The sequence below is a fragment of the Haemophilus parainfluenzae genome (assembly GCF_900638025.1).
GTDB classification, from domain to species: domain Bacteria; phylum Pseudomonadota; class Gammaproteobacteria; order Enterobacterales; family Pasteurellaceae; genus Haemophilus_D; species Haemophilus_D parainfluenzae_J.
On record NZ_LR134481.1, the window covers coordinates 1,276,081 to 1,293,706 of the forward strand.

14 protein-coding genes are annotated in these 17,626 nt (G+C 39.5%); 8 read left to right on the top strand and 6 right to left on the bottom strand.

Annotated elements, in window-relative coordinates:
- Position 1 precedes the first annotated feature (1 nt).
- Positions 2–3,085 (bottom strand): formate dehydrogenase-N subunit alpha, encoded by a 3,084-nt coding sequence (gene fdnG, locus EL215_RS06565; RefSeq protein WP_164757061.1) that lies wholly within the window; start codon positions 3,083–3,085, stop codon positions 2–4.
- 274 nt (positions 3,086–3,359) lie between these two features.
- Here fdnG and fdhD point away from each other — a divergent pair, with 274 nt between their 5' ends.
- Positions 3,360–4,169, top strand: coding sequence for a formate dehydrogenase accessory sulfurtransferase FdhD (gene fdhD, locus EL215_RS06575; RefSeq protein ID WP_126471013.1), 810 nt, complete (start codon positions 3,360–3,362; stop codon positions 4,167–4,169).
- A gap of 66 nt (positions 4,170–4,235) precedes the next feature.
- Here the strand turns inward: fdhD and EL215_RS06580 are convergent, their stop codons facing one another.
- Positions 4,236–5,282, bottom strand: a complete 1,047-nt coding sequence (locus EL215_RS06580) for an ABC transporter substrate-binding protein (protein ID WP_126471015.1) — start codon at positions 5,280–5,282, stop codon at positions 4,236–4,238.
- Positions 5,283–5,429: 147 nt separating this feature from the next.
- Between EL215_RS06580 and uvrD the strand changes: the two genes are divergently transcribed.
- The 5 genes from uvrD (at position 5,430) to EL215_RS06605 (ending at position 11,586) form a co-directional block, all read left to right on the top strand.
- Entirely contained in the window at positions 5,430–7,607 is a 2,178-nt protein-coding gene (gene uvrD / locus EL215_RS06585) for a DNA helicase II (protein ID WP_126471017.1), read from the top strand.
- A gap of 97 nt (positions 7,608–7,704) precedes the next feature.
- Positions 7,705–8,709: an ABC transporter permease subunit gene (locus EL215_RS06590; RefSeq protein WP_164757062.1), complete on the top strand. Its 1,005-nt coding sequence runs from the start codon at positions 7,705–7,707 to the stop codon at positions 8,707–8,709.
- A gap of 12 nt (positions 8,710–8,721) precedes the next feature.
- Entirely contained in the window at positions 8,722–9,618 is an 897-nt protein-coding gene (locus tag EL215_RS06595; protein WP_126471019.1) for an ABC transporter permease subunit, read from the top strand.
- Between the two features lie 8 nt (positions 9,619–9,626).
- Positions 9,627–10,610, top strand: a complete 984-nt coding sequence (gene dppD, locus EL215_RS06600; protein WP_126471021.1) for a dipeptide ABC transporter ATP-binding protein — start codon at positions 9,627–9,629, stop codon at positions 10,608–10,610.
- The gene (locus EL215_RS06605) at positions 10,603–11,586 is read left to right on the top strand and encodes a peptide ABC transporter ATP-binding protein (protein ID WP_126471023.1); all 984 of its coding nucleotides are present in this window, start codon (positions 10,603–10,605) and stop codon (positions 11,584–11,586) included. The genes dppD and EL215_RS06605 overlap by 8 nt, the downstream gene beginning before the upstream one ends.
- Before the next feature lie 47 nt (positions 11,587–11,633).
- Here EL215_RS06605 and EL215_RS06610 read toward each other — a convergent pair whose 3' ends face one another.
- The 4 genes from EL215_RS06610 to udk are packed head-to-tail and all read right to left on the bottom strand — an operon-like array spanning position 11,634 to position 15,237.
- Positions 11,634–12,812 (bottom strand): sugar transporter, encoded by a 1,179-nt coding sequence (locus EL215_RS06610; protein ID WP_126471025.1) that lies wholly within the window; start codon positions 12,810–12,812, stop codon positions 11,634–11,636.
- On the bottom strand, positions 12,812–14,002 hold the full coding sequence (locus tag EL215_RS06615) for an AsmA-like C-terminal region-containing protein (protein WP_126471027.1): 1,191 nt from the start codon (positions 14,000–14,002) through the stop codon (positions 12,812–12,814). Before EL215_RS06615 ends, EL215_RS06610 begins: the two co-directional genes overlap by 1 nt.
- A 3-nt stretch (positions 14,003–14,005) precedes the next feature.
- The gene (gene dcd / locus EL215_RS06620) at positions 14,006–14,587 is read right to left on the bottom strand and encodes a dCTP deaminase (protein ID WP_126471029.1); all 582 of its coding nucleotides are present in this window, start codon (positions 14,585–14,587) and stop codon (positions 14,006–14,008) included.
- 8 nt (positions 14,588–14,595) lie between these two features.
- On the bottom strand, positions 14,596–15,237 hold the full coding sequence (gene udk / locus EL215_RS06625; protein WP_126471031.1) for a uridine kinase: 642 nt from the start codon (positions 15,235–15,237) through the stop codon (positions 14,596–14,598).
- A 186-nt stretch (positions 15,238–15,423) separates the two neighbouring features.
- On the opposite strand from udk, the gene EL215_RS06630 reads away from it, so the two are divergent.
- Both EL215_RS06630 and EL215_RS06635 read left to right on the top strand, forming a co-directional pair.
- Entirely contained in the window at positions 15,424–16,464 is a 1,041-nt protein-coding gene (locus EL215_RS06630; protein WP_049355993.1) for an ABC transporter substrate-binding protein, read from the top strand.
- Positions 16,465–16,586: 122 nt separating this feature from the next.
- Positions 16,587–17,624: an ABC transporter substrate-binding protein gene (locus EL215_RS06635; RefSeq protein WP_126471033.1), complete on the top strand. Its 1,038-nt coding sequence runs from the start codon at positions 16,587–16,589 to the stop codon at positions 17,622–17,624.
- Positions 17,625–17,626 lie beyond the last annotated feature (2 nt).

Genomic DNA, 17,626 nt, shown 5'->3' on the forward strand with positions numbered 1-17,626 from the left:
ATTATGCCTCCGCTTTCTCAATATTTACCAAGAATGTTTTATATTCTGGTGTTTGAGTGATTGCTTCACCCCAAGATGGTGTTAAGGTGTTGGTGGAGAAGCCACGATTACCTTTTCCATTTAAGGCCTTCATATTCCAGTGAATTGGAAGACCTACATGGTGTACGGTACGTCCATCAATTTCGAGATCTTTAAGACGTTTCGTAACCACGGCAACAGCTTTAATATAGCCACGACGAGAAGTAATTTTTACCATATCGCCTTTTTGGATGCCTTTTTCTGCCGCTAATTTTTCACCGATTTCCACAAATTGTTGTGGTTGTGCGATGATATTTAATGCAGATTGCGCAGTCCAACTATGGAAGTGTTCTGTTAATCGGTAAGTTGTTGCCACGAATGGGAAGTCTTTATTTGAACCGATAAATTCTTTATCTTCAGGATAAATACGTACTGTAGGATCACTTACCACTGCAGCGTGTAATGGGTTAGTATCTATTGGGCTTTCAACTGGCTCATAGTGCTCAGGCATTGGACCATTTGCAATTTTATCAACTGCAAATAAACGACCTACACCTTCAGCAGACATAATAAATGGACCTGCATCTGAACCTGGTGGTTGAGTGCCGTAGTCAGCAATGTCATACCAGTTCCAGTTTTTACCATTCCATTTGATTAATTGGCGGTTTTTATCCCAAGGATTACCATTGATATCTAATGATGCACGGCTATAAAGTACACGACGGTTTGCAGGCCATGCAAAGCCCCAACCAATGGTGCAACCTAAACCTGATGGGTCTGAGTTATCACGATTTGCGGTTTGGTTACCTTTTTCAGTCCATTGACCAACATATAACCAGTTACCTGATGTTGTTGTACCATCATCACGTAAATGTGCAAATCCATTAAGTAATTGACCTTTTTTGTACATCAAGTTACCGTTTGGATCATAAAGATCTTCAAGTGCATAACCATTTAATTCTTTGGCTAATTCTACAGAACTTGGTGAGTGTGGTTGAGCATAGTCCCAAGTCATTGCTTCAAAGGATTCAATACCGCGACCACCTTCTTTTTGATAAAGATGATGCATTTCTTCACGAATCATAGAAAGAATTTCAGCATCTGGTAATGCTTCACCAGGCTGATCGCAACCTTTCCAGTGCCATTGCGCCCAACGTCCTGAGTTTACAATTGAACCATCTTCTTCTGCGAAACAGGTTGTTGGTAGGCGGAAGACTTCAGTTTGAATTTCTGAAGAATTCACGTTGTTTGATTCACCAAAGTTTTTCCAGAATTCAGAGGATTCAGTTTGAAGCGGATCCATCACGATTAAGAATTTTAACTTACTCATTCCTGCAACAGTTTTGTTTTTGTTCGGTAATGAGTTTAACACGTTAAAGCCTTGTAAAATCCAACCGTGTAATTTGCCGTCATTCATCAATTTAACGTGAGTAATCGGGTCATATAAGCGATCTGCTTTTGGTAAGAAATCAAAACCCCAACCATTTTCTTTGGTTGCTCTATCACCGTAGAAGGTTTTCATCATGCTAACAAAGAATTTTGAAGTATGACGATAATAGTTCACTTGGTTTGGAACAATATCTTTTGGCGTAATCGCGTTAATGTATTGCTCATAAGAGGTATCTTTATCGTTTGGTAAACGCATATAACCTGGTAAAGACATTGGCAATAGACCCATATCTGTTGTACCTTGCACATTGGAGTGACCACGTAATGCATTAATACCGCCACCAGGCATACCCATATTACCTAAAAGTAATTGGATCATCGCCATTGAGCGAATATTTTGTGTACCGATTGAATGCTCAGTAAAACCTAACGCATATAGATGCGTCATCGTTTTATTTGGAGCAGCGGTTTTACCAATTTCTTCACAGATTTGTAAGAAGAGTTTTTGTTTTACACCCGTGATACGTTCAACCATTTCTGGGGTATAACGTGAAACATGATCTTTTAAGATATTAATGACACAACGAGGGTGTTGTAAGGTCATATCACGTTTAGCATGCCCATTCTCATCAAATTGATAGTTCCATTTAGATTTATCATAGTTACGTTTTTCTTCGTTATAACCTACAAATAAACCATCTTCAAATTTGAAACCTTCGTCAACTAAGAATGACGCATTAGTATAGTGTTTAACGTATTCATGTTGAATTTGGTTTGTTTCCAATAAGTAACGGATGACACCCATTAAAAATGCGATATCCGAACCAGAACGAATTGGGGCATGAAGGTCAGCTACAGAAGCTGTACGGTTAAAGCGAGGGTCAACAACAATGATTTTCGCACCGTTTTTCTTCGCTTCGATCGCCCAACGGAAGCCAACAGGGTGAGCTTCAGCAGGGTTACCACCTTGAACAATAATAAGATTGGCGTTTTTGATGTCAACCCAGTTGTTTGTCATGGCACCGCGACCAAATGATGGAGCAAGACTTGCTACCGTTGGTCCGTGTCAAGTATTCGCTTGGTTACACATCGGCACTATGCCCATCATTCGAACCCATTTGTGGGTAAGAAGTGCAGCCTCGTTGCTCATAGCAGAGGCGGTCATAATACCTGTAGTTGTCCAACGGTTAACGGTTTTGCCACTTGCATCTTTTTCAACAAAGTTAGCATCACGGTCATCTTTTAGTAAGCGAGAAATGCGTTTGATTGCATCTTTCCAAGAAATACGTTCCCACTTGTCAGAACCTGGTGCGCGGTATTCAGGGTATAACGTGCGGCTTTCACTATTTACATAGTCTAATGCACCGGCACCTTTAGGGCATAACGCACCACGACTTACAGGATGATCAGGATCACCTTCAATATGGAATAATTTAGAACGGGTATTGGTGCCAGTGTGGCTACTTAAGGAATCGTAAGGTTTACCTGTGCTATATAACAACATACCACAGCTTACAGCACAATATGTACAGGTGTTACGGGATTCAAATGCTCGTAATAGTTTATATTCGCGTGGCGCTGCTAAAACCGATGAAGGGGCAAACCCCAACATTGCCGCAGACGTCCCCGCCATACCACCTGCACAGATCTTAAAGAACTTACGTCTAGAGACCTGCATAATCACTCCTTCATAACGGCGAACCGTTAAGATATTTCGATAGTATAAATTCGTATAGATAATTTATTTGATTTCGTTAAAATAACGTATCAACCATTAAATCGGCTATAATAATGACCAATTTAAACAGGGATAATTTTAACTATTTTTTAACCTGAAATCTATAATCAAAACTTGTTATAATCGTTTTAAAACTTGAGCTAGATCACAAAACAAGCATTTTTTGTTAAAAAAAAGTAACATTTTGCTACAACTATTTTATTGGGAAAAAATAATGCACTGGATAATCCAAAAAACAATCAACTTTTTTAAAAAAACACCTGAAAATCCGACCGCACTTTTTATTGAAAAACAAGATAGTCTGGCTGCGGAAGTCCCTGTTTCTCTTGTCTATAATGGTATTGCGCATACCGTCATGATGTGTTCTCCACAAGATTTAGAGGATTTTGCTCTAGGCTTTTCATTGGCGGAAGGCATTATTGAGAAAAAAGCGGATATTTATGGCATTGATGTGGTGGAAGTATGCAATGGTATTGAAGTGCAAATTGAATTATCTAGCCGCCAATTTGTGGCATTAAAAGATCATCGCCGAACATTAACAGGCAGAACAGGATGTGGCATTTGCGGCACAGAACAAATCTCACAAGTTTATAAAAAATTGCCGAAATTAGACCATTCTTTCCAGTTTAATTTAAATTTATTAGATGGTTGTTTAGAACAATTACAAGCTAATCAAGCACTCGGAAAGGAAACGGGAGCAACGCATGCAGCCGCCTTTTTTGATTTATCTGGTCATTTACTGGCGATTAGAGAAGATGTCGGGCGCCATGTAGCGCTAGATAAATTAATCGGTTGGCATGCCAAACAGAATCAACCTCAGGGATTCATCCTTGTTTCAAGTCGAGCCAGTTATGAAATGGTTCAAAAATCGGTCGCTTGTGGCATCGAGTTACTTGTTGCGATTTCTGCTGCAACAGATCTTGCCGTCAATATGGCTGAACAACACAATCTTTCCCTTATTGGCTTTGCTCGCCCTGGAAAAGCGAATATCTATGCAGGGAAAGAGCGGTTGGTTTTAGTTTAGTTTCATATGTTAAAAACAAGTGCGTCAAAAATATCATAGTTTTTGACGCACTTTTGTGTATTTTTGTTATTCTTTTGGCGATTTACCCTCTAAGAGTATTTCAGAAACCCAACGTTGGGTAAGGCGTTTGCCTTCTTGATCTGTACCAAATTTCATAAAATCAATATCCACCAATTTTAATTTGCTAGCCGGTAAGAAACCAGGCGCTGGCTCAGCATGAATATTGGTTGGAAGTTGATAAGAGTCTGATTCTTTCCAAGGAATTTCTTGTGCTTCTTTACTGAGTACGAAATCCATAAAGAGTTTGGCATTATCAAGGTTTCTCGATCCTTTAATGATGCTTGCTCCGCCTAGAGAATAGCCTACGCCTTCGCATGGTAAAATACCTTCAACTGGTGCACCATTTTTCTTCTCACGTGGATAAACCAGCATAAAACCTAAATCAATCGCTACGGTACCATTAGCCAAATAGTTGCTTGCAAGGCCTGTTTTGGTATGTTGCATTAGATTGGGTTCTAGTTTTTTCAGATAGTCAAAGGCTTTTTTTTCTCCCCATAATGTGGAAAACGTACTAATAAGTGAATAACCGGTACCGGAAACACGTGGATCCGGATATTGAATTTGCCCTTGATATTCAGGTTTTATTAGATCTGCATAACATTTGGGAGTCGGAATATTCAATTCTTTCAATTTTTTAGTATTGACCCCAATGCCAAGTTCCATTAAGTAAATTGCAGAGGTGAAATTGCCGCGTTGCTCCATTAAAGATTTAAACTGCGGCATGATGTCTTTTTGTAACGGGGAACGATAGGATTCAAGTAAGCCTAATTCAGCCGCTTGGAGATGAGGTTCAATGGTGCCACCAAACCAGAAATCAGCTTGAGGATTTTCTTTTTCAGCTTTAATTTTTCCTAACACTACACCTGTACTATTACGTACAAATTGTGTATCTACGTTGTATTTTTTACTAAAGGCTTGCGTGACTTTTTCACATACTACGTTTTGTACACTGCAATAAACAGTAAGTTTACCTTCAGCCTGTACATGAGAAGTAAAGGCAAGTGCAGCAAGGATAGAAAGTGCGGTCAATTTTAATGTTGTTTTAATTGGCATATAGTTTCTCTTTTTAAATGATCATTATTGTTATAGCTTGGGATGCTCATATTAAGCGGGCAGCGGAAATTTGTAAATATTAGGATTGTTTAAAAGTATAATTCCCACTATAATACCTGTAAATTTAACCAGATTAAAACAAGAGCAATGGATATTTCAGAATTACTTGATGGCTTGAATGATAAACAACGTGAAGCAGTGGCAGCACAGCTTGGTAATTACCTTGTGCTTGCGGGAGCTGGAAGTGGTAAAACCCGTGTATTGACCCATCGTATTGCCTGGTTGATTGCCGTAGAAAATATTTCTGAAGGCAGCATTATGGCGGTAACCTTTACTAATAAAGCCGCTGCTGAAATGCGCCATCGTATTCAAGATACCTTATCTAAACATGCTCAATCCAATTTATTTGGCATGTGGATTGGGACATTCCATAGCATTGCCCATCGATTACTACGCGCTCACCATTTAGATGTGAACTTGCCACAAGATTTCCAAATTTTAGATTCTGAAGATCAGTTGCGGTTAGTGAAACGCTTGATGAAATTACACAATTATGACGATAAAGCGTTTCCACCAAAACAAGCATGCTGGTATATCAATAATAAAAAAGATGAAGGTTTAAGACCGCAAGATATTAATGATTTTGGTGATCGCCAGGAAAAGGAGTGGATCAAGATTTATCAAATTTATCAAGATACTTGCGATCGTGCAGGCTTAGTGGATTTTGCTGAATTGTTAATTCGTGCGTATGAATTATTCGCTAAAAAGCCCGTGATTTTGCAACGCTATCAGCAACGTTTTCAGCACATTTTGGTGGATGAGTTTCAAGATACCAATAAAATCCAATATGCGTGGATCAAAATTCTTGCTGGTAATACGGGCAAAGTGATGGTTGTGGGCGATGATGACCAATCTATTTATGGATGGCGTGGTGCGCAAGTCGAAAATATTCAAAAATTCCTAAAAGATTTCGATGCTGAAACTATTCGCTTGGAGCAAAATTATCGTTCTACCGGTAATATTCTGAAAAGTGCCAACCAACTTATTTCGAATAATAGTGATCGCCTCGGTAAGAATTTATGGACCGACGGTGAAATGGGTGAGCCAGTAGGTATTTATGCCGCTTTTAATGAATTAGATGAGGCAAAATTTGTGGCGTCTCAAATCCAAAATTGGGTAGATGACGGTGGAAAATTAGATGATTGTGCTGTTTTATATCGTAGTAATAGTCAATCTCGTGTTATTGAAGAAGCGTTGATTCGTTGCCAAATTCCCTATCGAATTTATGGTGGGATGCGATTCTTCGAACGCCAAGAAATTAAAGATGCGTTGGCATATTTACGTTTAATTAATAATCGTCAAGATGACGCGGCATTTGAACGTGTGATTAATACGCCTACGCGTGGTATAGGCGATCGTACTTTAGATGTGTTACGAAATTTAACCCGTGAACGTCAAATTACCTTATGGCAAGCAGTACAAGTGGCCACACAAGAAAATATGCTAACGGGACGTGCTTCAACCGCATTGCTTCGTTTCCAAGAGTTGATTAATTCTTTACAGGTTGATACAGCCGAAATGCCATTGTTTGCACAAACTGATTTTGTGATTAAACATTCTGGCTTATACGATATGTATAAACAGGAAAAAGGCGAGAAAGGTGAAGTGCGTATTGAAAACTTAGAAGAATTGGTGACGGCAACCCGAGAATTTATCAAACCGGATGAAGCCGAGGATATGACCGATCTTATGGCCTTTTTAACTCATGCTTCTTTAGAAGCGGGTGAAGAGCAGGCTTCGCCACATCAATCTTGTGTGGAGATGATGACCTTACATTCTGCAAAAGGCTTGGAATTCCCATGTGTATTTATGGTCGGAGTCGAAGAGGGCGTATTTCCAAGTTTCCGTTCATTTGAAGAGCCTGGTCGTTTGGAGGAGGAACGCCGTCTTGCTTATGTGGGCATTACTCGAGCTAAGCAAAAACTCACCATTTGTTATGCTGAAAGTCGTCGTATTTACACGAAAGAAGAACGCCATTTACCTTCGCGTTTTATTACCGAATTGCCGCCAGAGTGTATTCAAGAAATTCGTTTACGTGGAACGGTGACACGAGCCTTAAATCAAGCTAAAGTTGGTTCTCTTAGTCCAAATTTTCCTGAAAATGAATGGAAAATGGGGCAAAAAGTGAAACATGAAAAGTTTGGTTTTGGCACAGTTATAAATGTTGAAGGTGCTGACAATAATACCCGTTTACAAATCGCTTTCCAAGCGCAAGGCATTAAGTGGCTGATTGCGCATTTGGCAAAATTAGAAAAAGTGCGGTAGAATCGGGCATTTTATTATAATGAGTGTGAATATTCGTGTTCATATTCAATATACTAGTGCGAAAACGCTACACTTTTATCTATCATGTGGGAAGTAGATGTTTAAATTTATTTTAAAACGTATTTTAATGGTGATTCCTACCTTTATTGCCATTACTTTTGTAACTTTTGCTCTCATTCATTTTATTCCAGGTGATCCTGTGGAAATTATGATGGGAGAGCGAGGTTTAACGCCAGAAGTTCATCAACAAATGATGAAGCAACTTGGTCTAGATTTACCGTTGTATCAGCAATATTTCAACTATATTGGCAATGTGATACAAGGCGATTTTGGTGAATCGTTCCGTACTCGACAACCTGTTCTGACTGAGTTTTTCACACTTTTTCCTGCTACATTTGAATTGGCTTTCTTTGCGCTATTTTGGTCGTTAATTGCGGGTATTACGCTAGGAACGATTGCTGCAGTAAAGAAAGATAGTTGGATTTCTCATACCGTAACAGCGATGTCCCTAACGGGTTATTCTATGCCTATTTTCTGGTGGGGATTAATTTTGATTTTATATGTTTCTCCTTGGTTTGGCTTGCCACAAGGGGGACGTTTGGATGATAGTTTCTGGATCGATACTCCAACGGGTTTTATGCTTATTGATACTTGGTTTTCTAATGAGCCAGGTGCCTTTTGGAATGCAGTTAAGTCACTGATTCTCCCTGCTATTGTATTAGGTACAATTCCACTTGCAGTAATTACCAGAATGACACGTTCCTCAATGCTGGAAGTATTAGGAGAAGACTATATTCGTACCGCAAAAGCGAAAGGTTTAAGTTATACTCGAATTGTCATTTTTCATGCGCTACGCAATGCGCTTATCCCTGTTGTGACTGTTGTGGGCTTGATTGTAGGGCAGCTATTATCTGGTGCGGTTTTAACCGAAACGATTTTCTCATGGCCAGGCATTGGTAAATGGATTATTGATGCAATTACCAATCGAGATTACCCCGTCTTACAAGGCGCCGTGTTGATTATTGCTACAATTATTATTGTGGTGAATTTGACGATCGATTTACTTTATGGCGTGGTAAACCCACGTATTCGCCATCAATAAGGAGCCTTATTTATGACGGAAAAAGCTTTATCTATTGAAACGATTGCGCCTCGTACACCGTCGCAAGAGTTTTGGTTTTATTTTAAACAAAATAAAGGGGCAGTGATTGGCCTCATGTTTATTCTTATGGTGGCATTAATCAGTATTTTTGCCCCTTGGATAGCACCTTTTGATCCTATCGAACAAAATCGTTCAGCGTTATTGTTACCACCAGCTTGGTATGAAGGTGGTAATTCCGCTTATTTACTCGGTACAGATGATATTGGTCGAGATATTCTTTCTCGTATTATGTATGGAACGCGCATTTCTGTTTTTGCGGGTTTTATTATAGTGATTTTATCGTGTATTTTAGGGACGAGTCTTGGCTTACTTGCCGGCTATTATGGCGGAGCATTAGACACATTAATTGTTCGTTGTATTGACATTATGTTGGCTATCCCAAACTTGCTTTTAACCATTGTGGTGGTGTCAATTTTAGAACCTTCTTTAACGAATGCGACGTTGGCGATTGCCGTGGTATCCATTCCAAGTTATGTGCGTTTAACACGTGCGGCCGTATTGAATGAGAAAAATAGAGATTATGTCACCTCTTCACGAGTGGCAGGAGCAAGCGTATTACGTTTAATGTTTATTGTGATTTTACCAAATTGCCTTGCACCGCTTATCGTACAAATGACGATGGGAATTTCTAATGCGATTTTAGAATTAGCGACTTTAGGTTTCTTAGGTATCGGCGCAAAACCACCAACACCAGAATTGGGTACTATGTTATCTGAATCACGTAGCTTTATGCAGGCGGCAAACTGGTTGGTTACCATTCCAGGTTTAGTCATTTTATCGCTTGTTTTAGCATTTAACTTAATGGGCGATGGGTTGCGTGATGCACTCGATCCAAAATTAAAACAATAGGGGGCAGGATGGCATTATTAGATGTAAAAGAGCTTTCTGTTCACTTTGGTGATGAAAAAGCACCTTTTAAAGCAGTGGATCGTATTAGCTACCAAGTTAATCAAGGCGAAGTATTAGGCATTGTTGGCGAGTCTGGCTCGGGAAAATCAGTGAGCTCCCTCGCAGTGATGGGCTTGATTGATTTTCCAGGTCGTGTTTCAGCGAAAGGGCTAGAATTTGAAGGAAAAGATCTCTTAAGCTTACCGTCAAAAGAAAAGCGGGAATTAGTTGGCGCAGATATTGCCATGATCTTTCAAGACCCGATGACAAGCTTAAATCCTGCTTATACAGTAGGTTTCCAAATTATGGAAGCGATTAAGGCGCATCAAGGCGGCAGCAAAAAAGAACGCCGTGAACGCACCTTAGAGCTATTACGTTTAGTCGGTATTCCTGATCCAAAATCACGTATTGATGTTTATCCGCATCAGCTTTCTGGCGGGATGAGCCAACGCGTTATGATTGCAATGGCGATTGCGTGTAAACCGAGATTGCTCATTGCAGATGAACCAACCACCGCACTGGATGTGACTATTCAAGCTCAAATTGTAGATTTGTTGCTTGAGTTGCAACAAAAAGAATGTATGTCGTTGATTCTGATTACGCATGATCTTGCGTTAGTTGCAGAAGCGGCGCATCGTATTATTGTGATGTATGCAGGACAAGTAGTGGAAGAAGGACGAGCAGAAGATATTTTCCGTGAGCCGAAACATCCTTACACTCAAGCGTTATTGCGTTCTTTACCGGAGTTTGCAGAAGGTAAATCTCGTTTACAATCTTTACCTGGCGTGGTGCCAGGTAAATACGATCGCCCACAAGGTTGTTTGTTAAATCCACGCTGTCCGTATGCGACCGATCTTTGTCGACGTGTGGAACCTGAATTACGTCAAATAGGAAATCGACAAGTAAAATGTCACACCCCATTAAATGCCCAAGGAGAACCTAGCAATGTCTGATGTCGCACAAGAAAATGCACCATTGCTCAATGCTATTGGGCTGAAAAAATATTATCCTGTGAAAAAAGGGATGTTTGCTAAAACACAGCAAGTGAAAGCATTAGATGGCGTGTCTTTTTCCTTAGAGCGTGGCAAAACCCTTGCTGTGGTCGGGGAGTCTGGTTGTGGTAAATCAACACTAGGTCGTCTGTTGACGATGATAGAAGAGCCGACAGAAGGTGAGTTGTATTACAACGGGCAAAATTTCTTAGAGAATGATCACGAAACGAAAGCATTGCGTCGTCAGAAAATTCAAATCGTGTTTCAAAACCCTTATGCATCACTGAACCCACGTAAGAAAATCGGCACAATTTTGGAAGAACCTTTAGTCATTAATACCAATTTATCGGCTAAAGAACGTAAAGAAAAAGTATTGTCCATGATGGATAAAGTGGGATTGCGAGCAGAGTTTTATGATCGCTATCCACATATGTTTTCAGGCGGACAACGCCAGCGTATTGCGATTGCTCGAGGTTTAATGCTTGATCCTGACGTGGTTGTAGCTGATGAACCAGTTTCAGCGTTAGACGTATCTGTTCGTGCGCAAGTGCTGAATTTGATGATGGATTTACAAGTTGAGCTTGGTTTATCTTATGTGTTTATTTCCCATGATCTTTCGGTGGTTGAACATATTGCTGATGAAGTGATGGTGATGTATTTAGGTCGTTGTGTTGAAATGGGCACAAAAGCGCAGATCTTTAAAAATCCACAGCATCCTTATACGCAAGCGTTACTTTCGGCAACGCCAAGATTGTCACCTGAATTACGTCGCCAGCGGATTAAATTAACCGGAGAATTGCCAAGTCCAATTAATCCGCCAAAAGGTTGTGCATTTAATCCGCGTTGTTGGAAAGCAACGGATAAATGTCGAAATGAGCAGCCTAAATTGGAAAAATATCCTGATGATAAGCTCATTGCTTGCTTCCATCTCGATTAGAAAAGATAAAAGAAAATGACCGCACTTGAGTAAGTGCGGTCATTTTTTTAGATATTTTGAGAACGATAGCGGAAATTAAAGAAGACGAAGATACCGAGTGCAATAATGGCTAACGCTGCACCACTAAAGCCAATGTATTCAAGTCCTACATGTCGCATAATTTGATTCCCGAAGAGCGCTCCCGCACCAATCCCCGCATTAAAAATACCCGAGAAAATGGCTGTTGCTACATCAGTGGCATCGGGGGCAAGTTGCAATACACGCATTTGTAGTGCTAAACCAATGCAGGAGATGCCAATTCCCCAAATAAAGGATAAGGCAAACATTGTTGCGGTATAGCCAGCTGAAGTAAGCATAAATCCTAAAGAAAGCGCTAATAACAGTATCGCATGGATAATAAATTGTGCGGCACCTAAACGGTATAATCGGTTAAAAATCACACTCGCTGTTACACCTGAAATACCAAAGACCAAGAGAATCATTGTGGCTAGATTAGGATCCATCTGTCCGATTTGAATCATAAATGGCTCAATGTAGGTGTAGGCTGTAAAGTGGGCCGAAATAATAATTACCGTGGTTGCATAAAGTCCAATTAATAGTGGACGTTTAGCCAAAATAGGCAAACTTGAAACTGACCCAGCATTTTTACTCGGTAACGTTGGTAATAAACGAATAATCAAGAACATTATCATCAAAGCTAATATACCAATAATCGCAAAGGTAACGCGCCATCCCACAAGTTGACCGACTAGTCGTCCTAGTGGCAAACCGAGAATCGTAGCCAGTGATGTACCAATGGCTAACATACCAATGGCTTGTGTCTTTTTATTTTTAGGCGCAACGCGCATCACTAAAGAGGCGGTGATGGACCAGAATACGGAATGGGCCACCGCAATACACATACGGGCAATAAGAAGAATCCAATAATTCCATGCAATTACAGAAAGAATATGCCCGATGATAAAAATGATGAAAAGCTTAACGAGTAAGCTTTTACGTTCCATTTTTCCTGTGGCGAGCATTGCGGGCAGGGACATGATGAGAACAGTCCACGCATAAATGGTCATCATTAAGCCGACATCAGAGGTTTGCATATTAAAGCTTTGCCCAATATCGGTGAGTAACGCAACGGGCACAAATTCCGTAGTATTAAAAATAAAAGCGGCGCAAGCCATGATAACTACGCGCCAAAATTGAGTTTTTTCTGCTTTTTGGTAAAACGACATTATTTTAATTTCTCTTTAATTAATTCCTTAAGTTGATGGCGGAAATTTTTATCAATATTCAACTTATATTGTGGGGCGTAACAGCTATCGAAAAAACGAATAGGTAACGCTAGTTTTTTGTATTTTTCGTTAGTCGATCTTAAAGTTAAATTGACGTCGCATTGTACATTATCTAAATCAATGGCTCCAGAACCTTCACCTAAAAGTGCGGTTGTTTTTAAGCTTATTTTATCTACTTTGAGTAAGTGGTTTTCAAGCGAAAGATTTGATTCAAAACGCTCGTAAGGCGTATTCATATTTCTGCTCGCAGTTAAATCACTGTTATAATTAATTGGTAAATACTGTGCCGCCATATCTAATAAATTCAATCCTAAAAGCTCGCCATCACGTGCATTAAAATCAAATTTCCCTTCGATTAATTCTGAATTTGTAAAGGCTAATTGAGTGTTAAAATCACTCGTGCCTGTCATGGTTTGTGGGAAATTGAGTAAAGCTAACAACTGCTTTAAAGGAAAATTTTTACCAGAAAAATTAACCACGCTTTTTTGTAGATAGCTATTAAATTTAAGTATGGCAAGGCAATTCGTGGCGCATATCGGTCGAATGTAAGCAATGGCCAGTTTTTGTGGTTTTGTTAGATCTGCATGAATTTCAATATAACCCAATTTTTGCTGATTAAGTTGAACATCATCAAATTGAATAAGAGATTCCCCTTTTTGACGAAGGGCTATATTGCCTTTGTTAAAAATAAAATCAAATGTGGTGGCATTGCCATAAACTGGCTTTTCAAGTGTTACCCAAACGTGATGGGTACCATTTAAAATAAGATCTTTTCTTAAAAATTGTTTGAGTGGAAAATCCGAAAATGCCATGCGAATATTGGCTGAATTTAGCGCATTCTCGGTAAAACTAGCTTGCTGAATTTGAATTTCATCAAGCATCGGATTGCCAAAAATAAATGAAAAAAAGGATAATTTTCCTTCAATTTTTTTTGCAGAAACAGCGTGGTATTTAACTTGTTCTAAGGAAATAGAGAGATGAGGAAAGAAGTTAAGACTAACTGCTTCAAGTTTTATATCACGTCTTGCAAGTTGTTCGACAACCAGAGTTTTTGCTTGTTGAAGTTGAAGATAAAAAAAGAAAAAGATCGCAAACAGTACGATCGACAGGCTAATTGCGATCTTTTTCATTGATTAGTCCTCATTAATTCGACTCGCTACCGCATTTTGCTGATGTTTATATTTGGCATCTTTACGGCTAGTGTAAGGGCGCGCTGCCGAGCCGCTTAACACTTCGAAACTCAATGCGCCAATCACCATATTAGGACGCAATGCTAAAGGTAATTTGCCAGAATTGTAGAATTCCAACACAATTTTACCTTCCCAACCTGGGTCGATACGATGAGCGGTAACATGCACCATTAAGCCTAAACGGGCAAGAGAGGAACGACCATCTAACCAACCGATAATATTGGCAGGGAGTTTCACCGACTCTAATGTGGTTGCTAAGGCTAATACACCAGGGTGTAAGAAGAAGGCCTCATCATCTCCAATAATAATTTCATCACTCATGACTGATTCAAGTTGAGCTGAGACTTCTTCTTTCGGGCCACTTAAATCAATGTAAGGGGCAGAATGTTCACGAAATACGCGAAATGAATTGCCTAAACGCACATCAATGGTTGCACCATTGATTTTGTCGTTATCAGGACGAGGCGTTAACGAAATAAGACCATTATCCAAATAGCGTTCGATATCGGTATCGCAAAGACGCATGATTTTTCCTATTTTTCGTTTAATAAATGCAGAATTTGAGCTTTTAACATATTAATCGCAATACGGTTCTTGCCGCCACGAGGAATCACGATATCCGCATACTGTTTGGATGGCTCAATAAATTGTAAGAACATTGGACGAACGGTTGCGCGGTATTGGTCAATTACAGATTGTAATGAACGACCACGTTCTTCCATATCCCGTTGTAAACGACGGATAAAACAAATGTCTAATGGGGTATCTACGAAAACAGAAATATCAGCCAATTGGCGAACTCGCTCATCAGTGAGCAATAAAATCCCTTCTAAAATCACAATTTTTTTCGGGGTGAAGTGTTTGGCTTCGTCTGTTCTAGTGTGATCAACATAACTATAGACCGGAATATCGACAGCCTTTCCATTTTTTAAATCTTTTAAGTGTTGAATGAGTAACTCTCTATCCATTGAATTGGGATGGTCATAGTTGGTTTTGACTCGAACACTCATCTCCAAATGGCTTTGATCTTTATAGTAGCTGTCTTCAGCAATAATTCCGATTTCTTCGCAACCTAAATCGTTACAAAGCTCTTTATGAACAGTAGAAGCAATAGAACTTTTGCCTGAAGCCGATGCACCGGTAATGGCAATAATGATGCAAGATGAGTTTGACATAAAAAAACCTAAAATTTAGAAAGGTAAGAACTAAAGGAAATTATAAAGAAAAATCCGTTTAAATTCATCTTTCTTTTTCTTATATTTTTTCAAATTTGTGAAGCGCTTCACGGAAATTTTTTCCATTTTCATTTAACATTCATTCGCTTCCCTTATTTCATCTGTGTTATTTATAAGGAGTGTAAGATGAAAAAGAATAAAATTTCTCTCTCTATTTCAACCGCACTTTTAGCTGCAGGCTTCATAACATCATCCGCTGTTAATGCTCAAGGGCGTTTGGTGGTATATTGTAGTGCGACCAATATTCTTTGTGAAACGACAACGAAAGCCTTTGGCGAAAAATATGATGTAAAAACTTCATTTATTCGTAATGGTTCAGGTAGTACTTTTGCAAAAGTTGAAGCAGAAAAAAATAACCCACAAGCAGACGTATGGTTTGGCGGTACGTTTGACCCTCAAGCACAAGCTGCAGAGTTGGGTTTAATCGAACCTTATAAATCTAAACACATTGATGAAATCGTGGAACGTTTTCGTGATCCAGCGAAAACCAAAGGTCACTATGTGTCATCTATCTACATGGGTATCTTAGGCTTTGGTGTGAATACTGAGCGTTTAGCAAAATTAGGGATTAAAGAAGTACCAAAATGCTGGAAAGATTTAACCGATCCTCGCTTAAAAGGCGAAGTCCAAATTGCTGATCCACAAAGTGCGGGTACAGCATACACCGCATTAGCGACTTTCGTTCAACTTTGGGGCGAAGATAAAGCCTTTGATTTCTTAAAAGCATTACATCCAAATGTCTCTCAATATACAAAATCAGGTATCACGCCATCTCGTAACACAGCACGTGGAGAAGCCACTATAGGGGTTGGTTTTTTACACGATTATGCACTTGAAAAACGTCAAGGTGCACCATTGGAATTAGTCGTACCTTGTGAAGGTACGGGCTATGAATTAGGTGGCGTGAGTATCTTAAAAGGTGCTCGTAACATTGATAACGCAAAATTATTCGTGGATTGGGCATTATCTAAAGAAGGTCAAGAGTTAGCATGGAAACAAGGTGATTCTTTACAAATCTTAACCAACACCACCGCGGAACAATCGCCAACTGCGTTTGATCCAAACAAACTTAACCTCATCAATTATGACTTTGAAAAATATGGTGCAACCGAACAACGCAAAGCCTTAATTGAAAAATGGGTTCAAGACGTTAAATTAGCGAAATAATGTTTAAAGTGCGGTTGAAAACAGAGAAATTTTTGACCGCACTTTGCATTTGAACCCATAAAGTGGTTACTGCGATGAGCGCCAACTCATCTTATTTTTATAAAAAACACAGGAGTGAACCAATGAAATTGTCTAACGTTGCTTTAGCACTTTCTGGTATTGTATTTGGAGGCATGTTATTGAGTTCTCACGCATCTGCTGCAGAAGGGCGTTTAGTCGTTTATTGCAGTGCGCAAAACACGATGTGTGAGCAAGAAACCATGGCTTTTGAGAAAAAATATGGTATCAAAACCAGTTTTATCCGTGGTGGCACAGGCACAATTTTAGCTAAAATTGATGCTGAGAAAGACAACCCTCAAGGGGATGTGTGGTATGGCGGTACGCTTGATCCTCATTCTCAAGCCGGTGAAATGGGCTTGCTTGAAGCGTATAAGTCGCCAAATCTTGCACAAATTCCTGAACAGTTTAGAGATCCTGCTAAAATTAAAGGCAACTATTCCTCTGCGATTTACCTCGGTGTATTAGGTTTTGGGATTAACCCAGAACGTTTAAAAAAACTTAATTTACCAACCCCAAAATGTTGGAAAGATCTCGCCAATCCTGCTTACCGTAATGAGATCCAAGCGGCAGATCCACAAAGTTCTGGAACAGGTTATACTCAGTTAGCAACCTATATCCAACTTTGGGGTGAAGATGAAGCGTTCAAATATCTCAAAGAACTCAATAAAAACATTTCCCAATATACTAAATCCGGTAACACGGCAACCCGTAATACAGCACGTGGTGAAACCGCAATCGGAATTGGTTTTTTACATGAATATTCTTTAGAGAAAGCCAAAGGTGCCCCAGTGGAATTAGTTGTACCTTGTGAAGGCACAGGCTATGAAATCGGTGGTGTGAGCGTGATTAAGGGTGCAAGAAACCTTGAAAATGCGAAATTGTTTGTGGATTGGGCATTATCAAAAGAAGCGCAAGAGCTAACCTGGAAAAAAGGGGAAGCATATTCTATTTTAACCAATAGTACCGCTGAGCAATCGCCTTATGCGCTCGATTTTAAATCCATCAATTTAATTAATTATGATTTTGACAAATACGGCTCAAGTGATTTACGTAAACGTTTGATCACAAAATGGGTTGATGATGTTAAATTAGCAAAATAATG

Bases quoted from the DNA above. Each gene is read 5' to 3' on its own strand.
- fdhD (WP_126471013.1), top strand. From the start codon at position 3,360: ATGCACTGGATAATCCAAAAAACAATCAACTTTTTTAAAAAAACACCT.
- EL215_RS06580 (WP_126471015.1), bottom strand. From the start codon at position 5,282: ATGCCAATTAAAACAACATTAAAATTGACCGCACTTTCTATCCTTGCT.
- uvrD (WP_126471017.1), top strand. From the start codon at position 5,430: ATGGATATTTCAGAATTACTTGATGGCTTGAATGATAAACAACGTGAA.
- EL215_RS06590 (WP_164757062.1), top strand. From the start codon at position 7,705: ATGTTTAAATTTATTTTAAAACGTATTTTAATGGTGATTCCTACCTTT.
- EL215_RS06595 (WP_126471019.1), top strand. From the start codon at position 8,722: ATGACGGAAAAAGCTTTATCTATTGAAACGATTGCGCCTCGTACACCG.
- dppD (WP_126471021.1), top strand. From the start codon at position 9,627: ATGGCATTATTAGATGTAAAAGAGCTTTCTGTTCACTTTGGTGATGAA.
- EL215_RS06605 (WP_126471023.1), top strand. From the start codon at position 10,603: ATGTCTGATGTCGCACAAGAAAATGCACCATTGCTCAATGCTATTGGG.
- EL215_RS06610 (WP_126471025.1), bottom strand. From the start codon at position 12,812: ATGTCGTTTTACCAAAAAGCAGAAAAAACTCAATTTTGGCGCGTAGTT.
- EL215_RS06615 (WP_126471027.1), bottom strand. From the start codon at position 14,002: ATGAAAAAGATCGCAATTAGCCTGTCGATCGTACTGTTTGCGATCTTT.
- dcd (WP_126471029.1), bottom strand. From the start codon at position 14,587: ATGCGTCTTTGCGATACCGATATCGAACGCTATTTGGATAATGGTCTT.
- udk (WP_126471031.1), bottom strand. From the start codon at position 15,237: ATGTCAAACTCATCTTGCATCATTATTGCCATTACCGGTGCATCGGCT.
- EL215_RS06630 (WP_049355993.1), top strand. From the start codon at position 15,424: ATGAAAAAGAATAAAATTTCTCTCTCTATTTCAACCGCACTTTTAGCT.
- EL215_RS06635 (WP_126471033.1), top strand. From the start codon at position 16,587: ATGAAATTGTCTAACGTTGCTTTAGCACTTTCTGGTATTGTATTTGGA.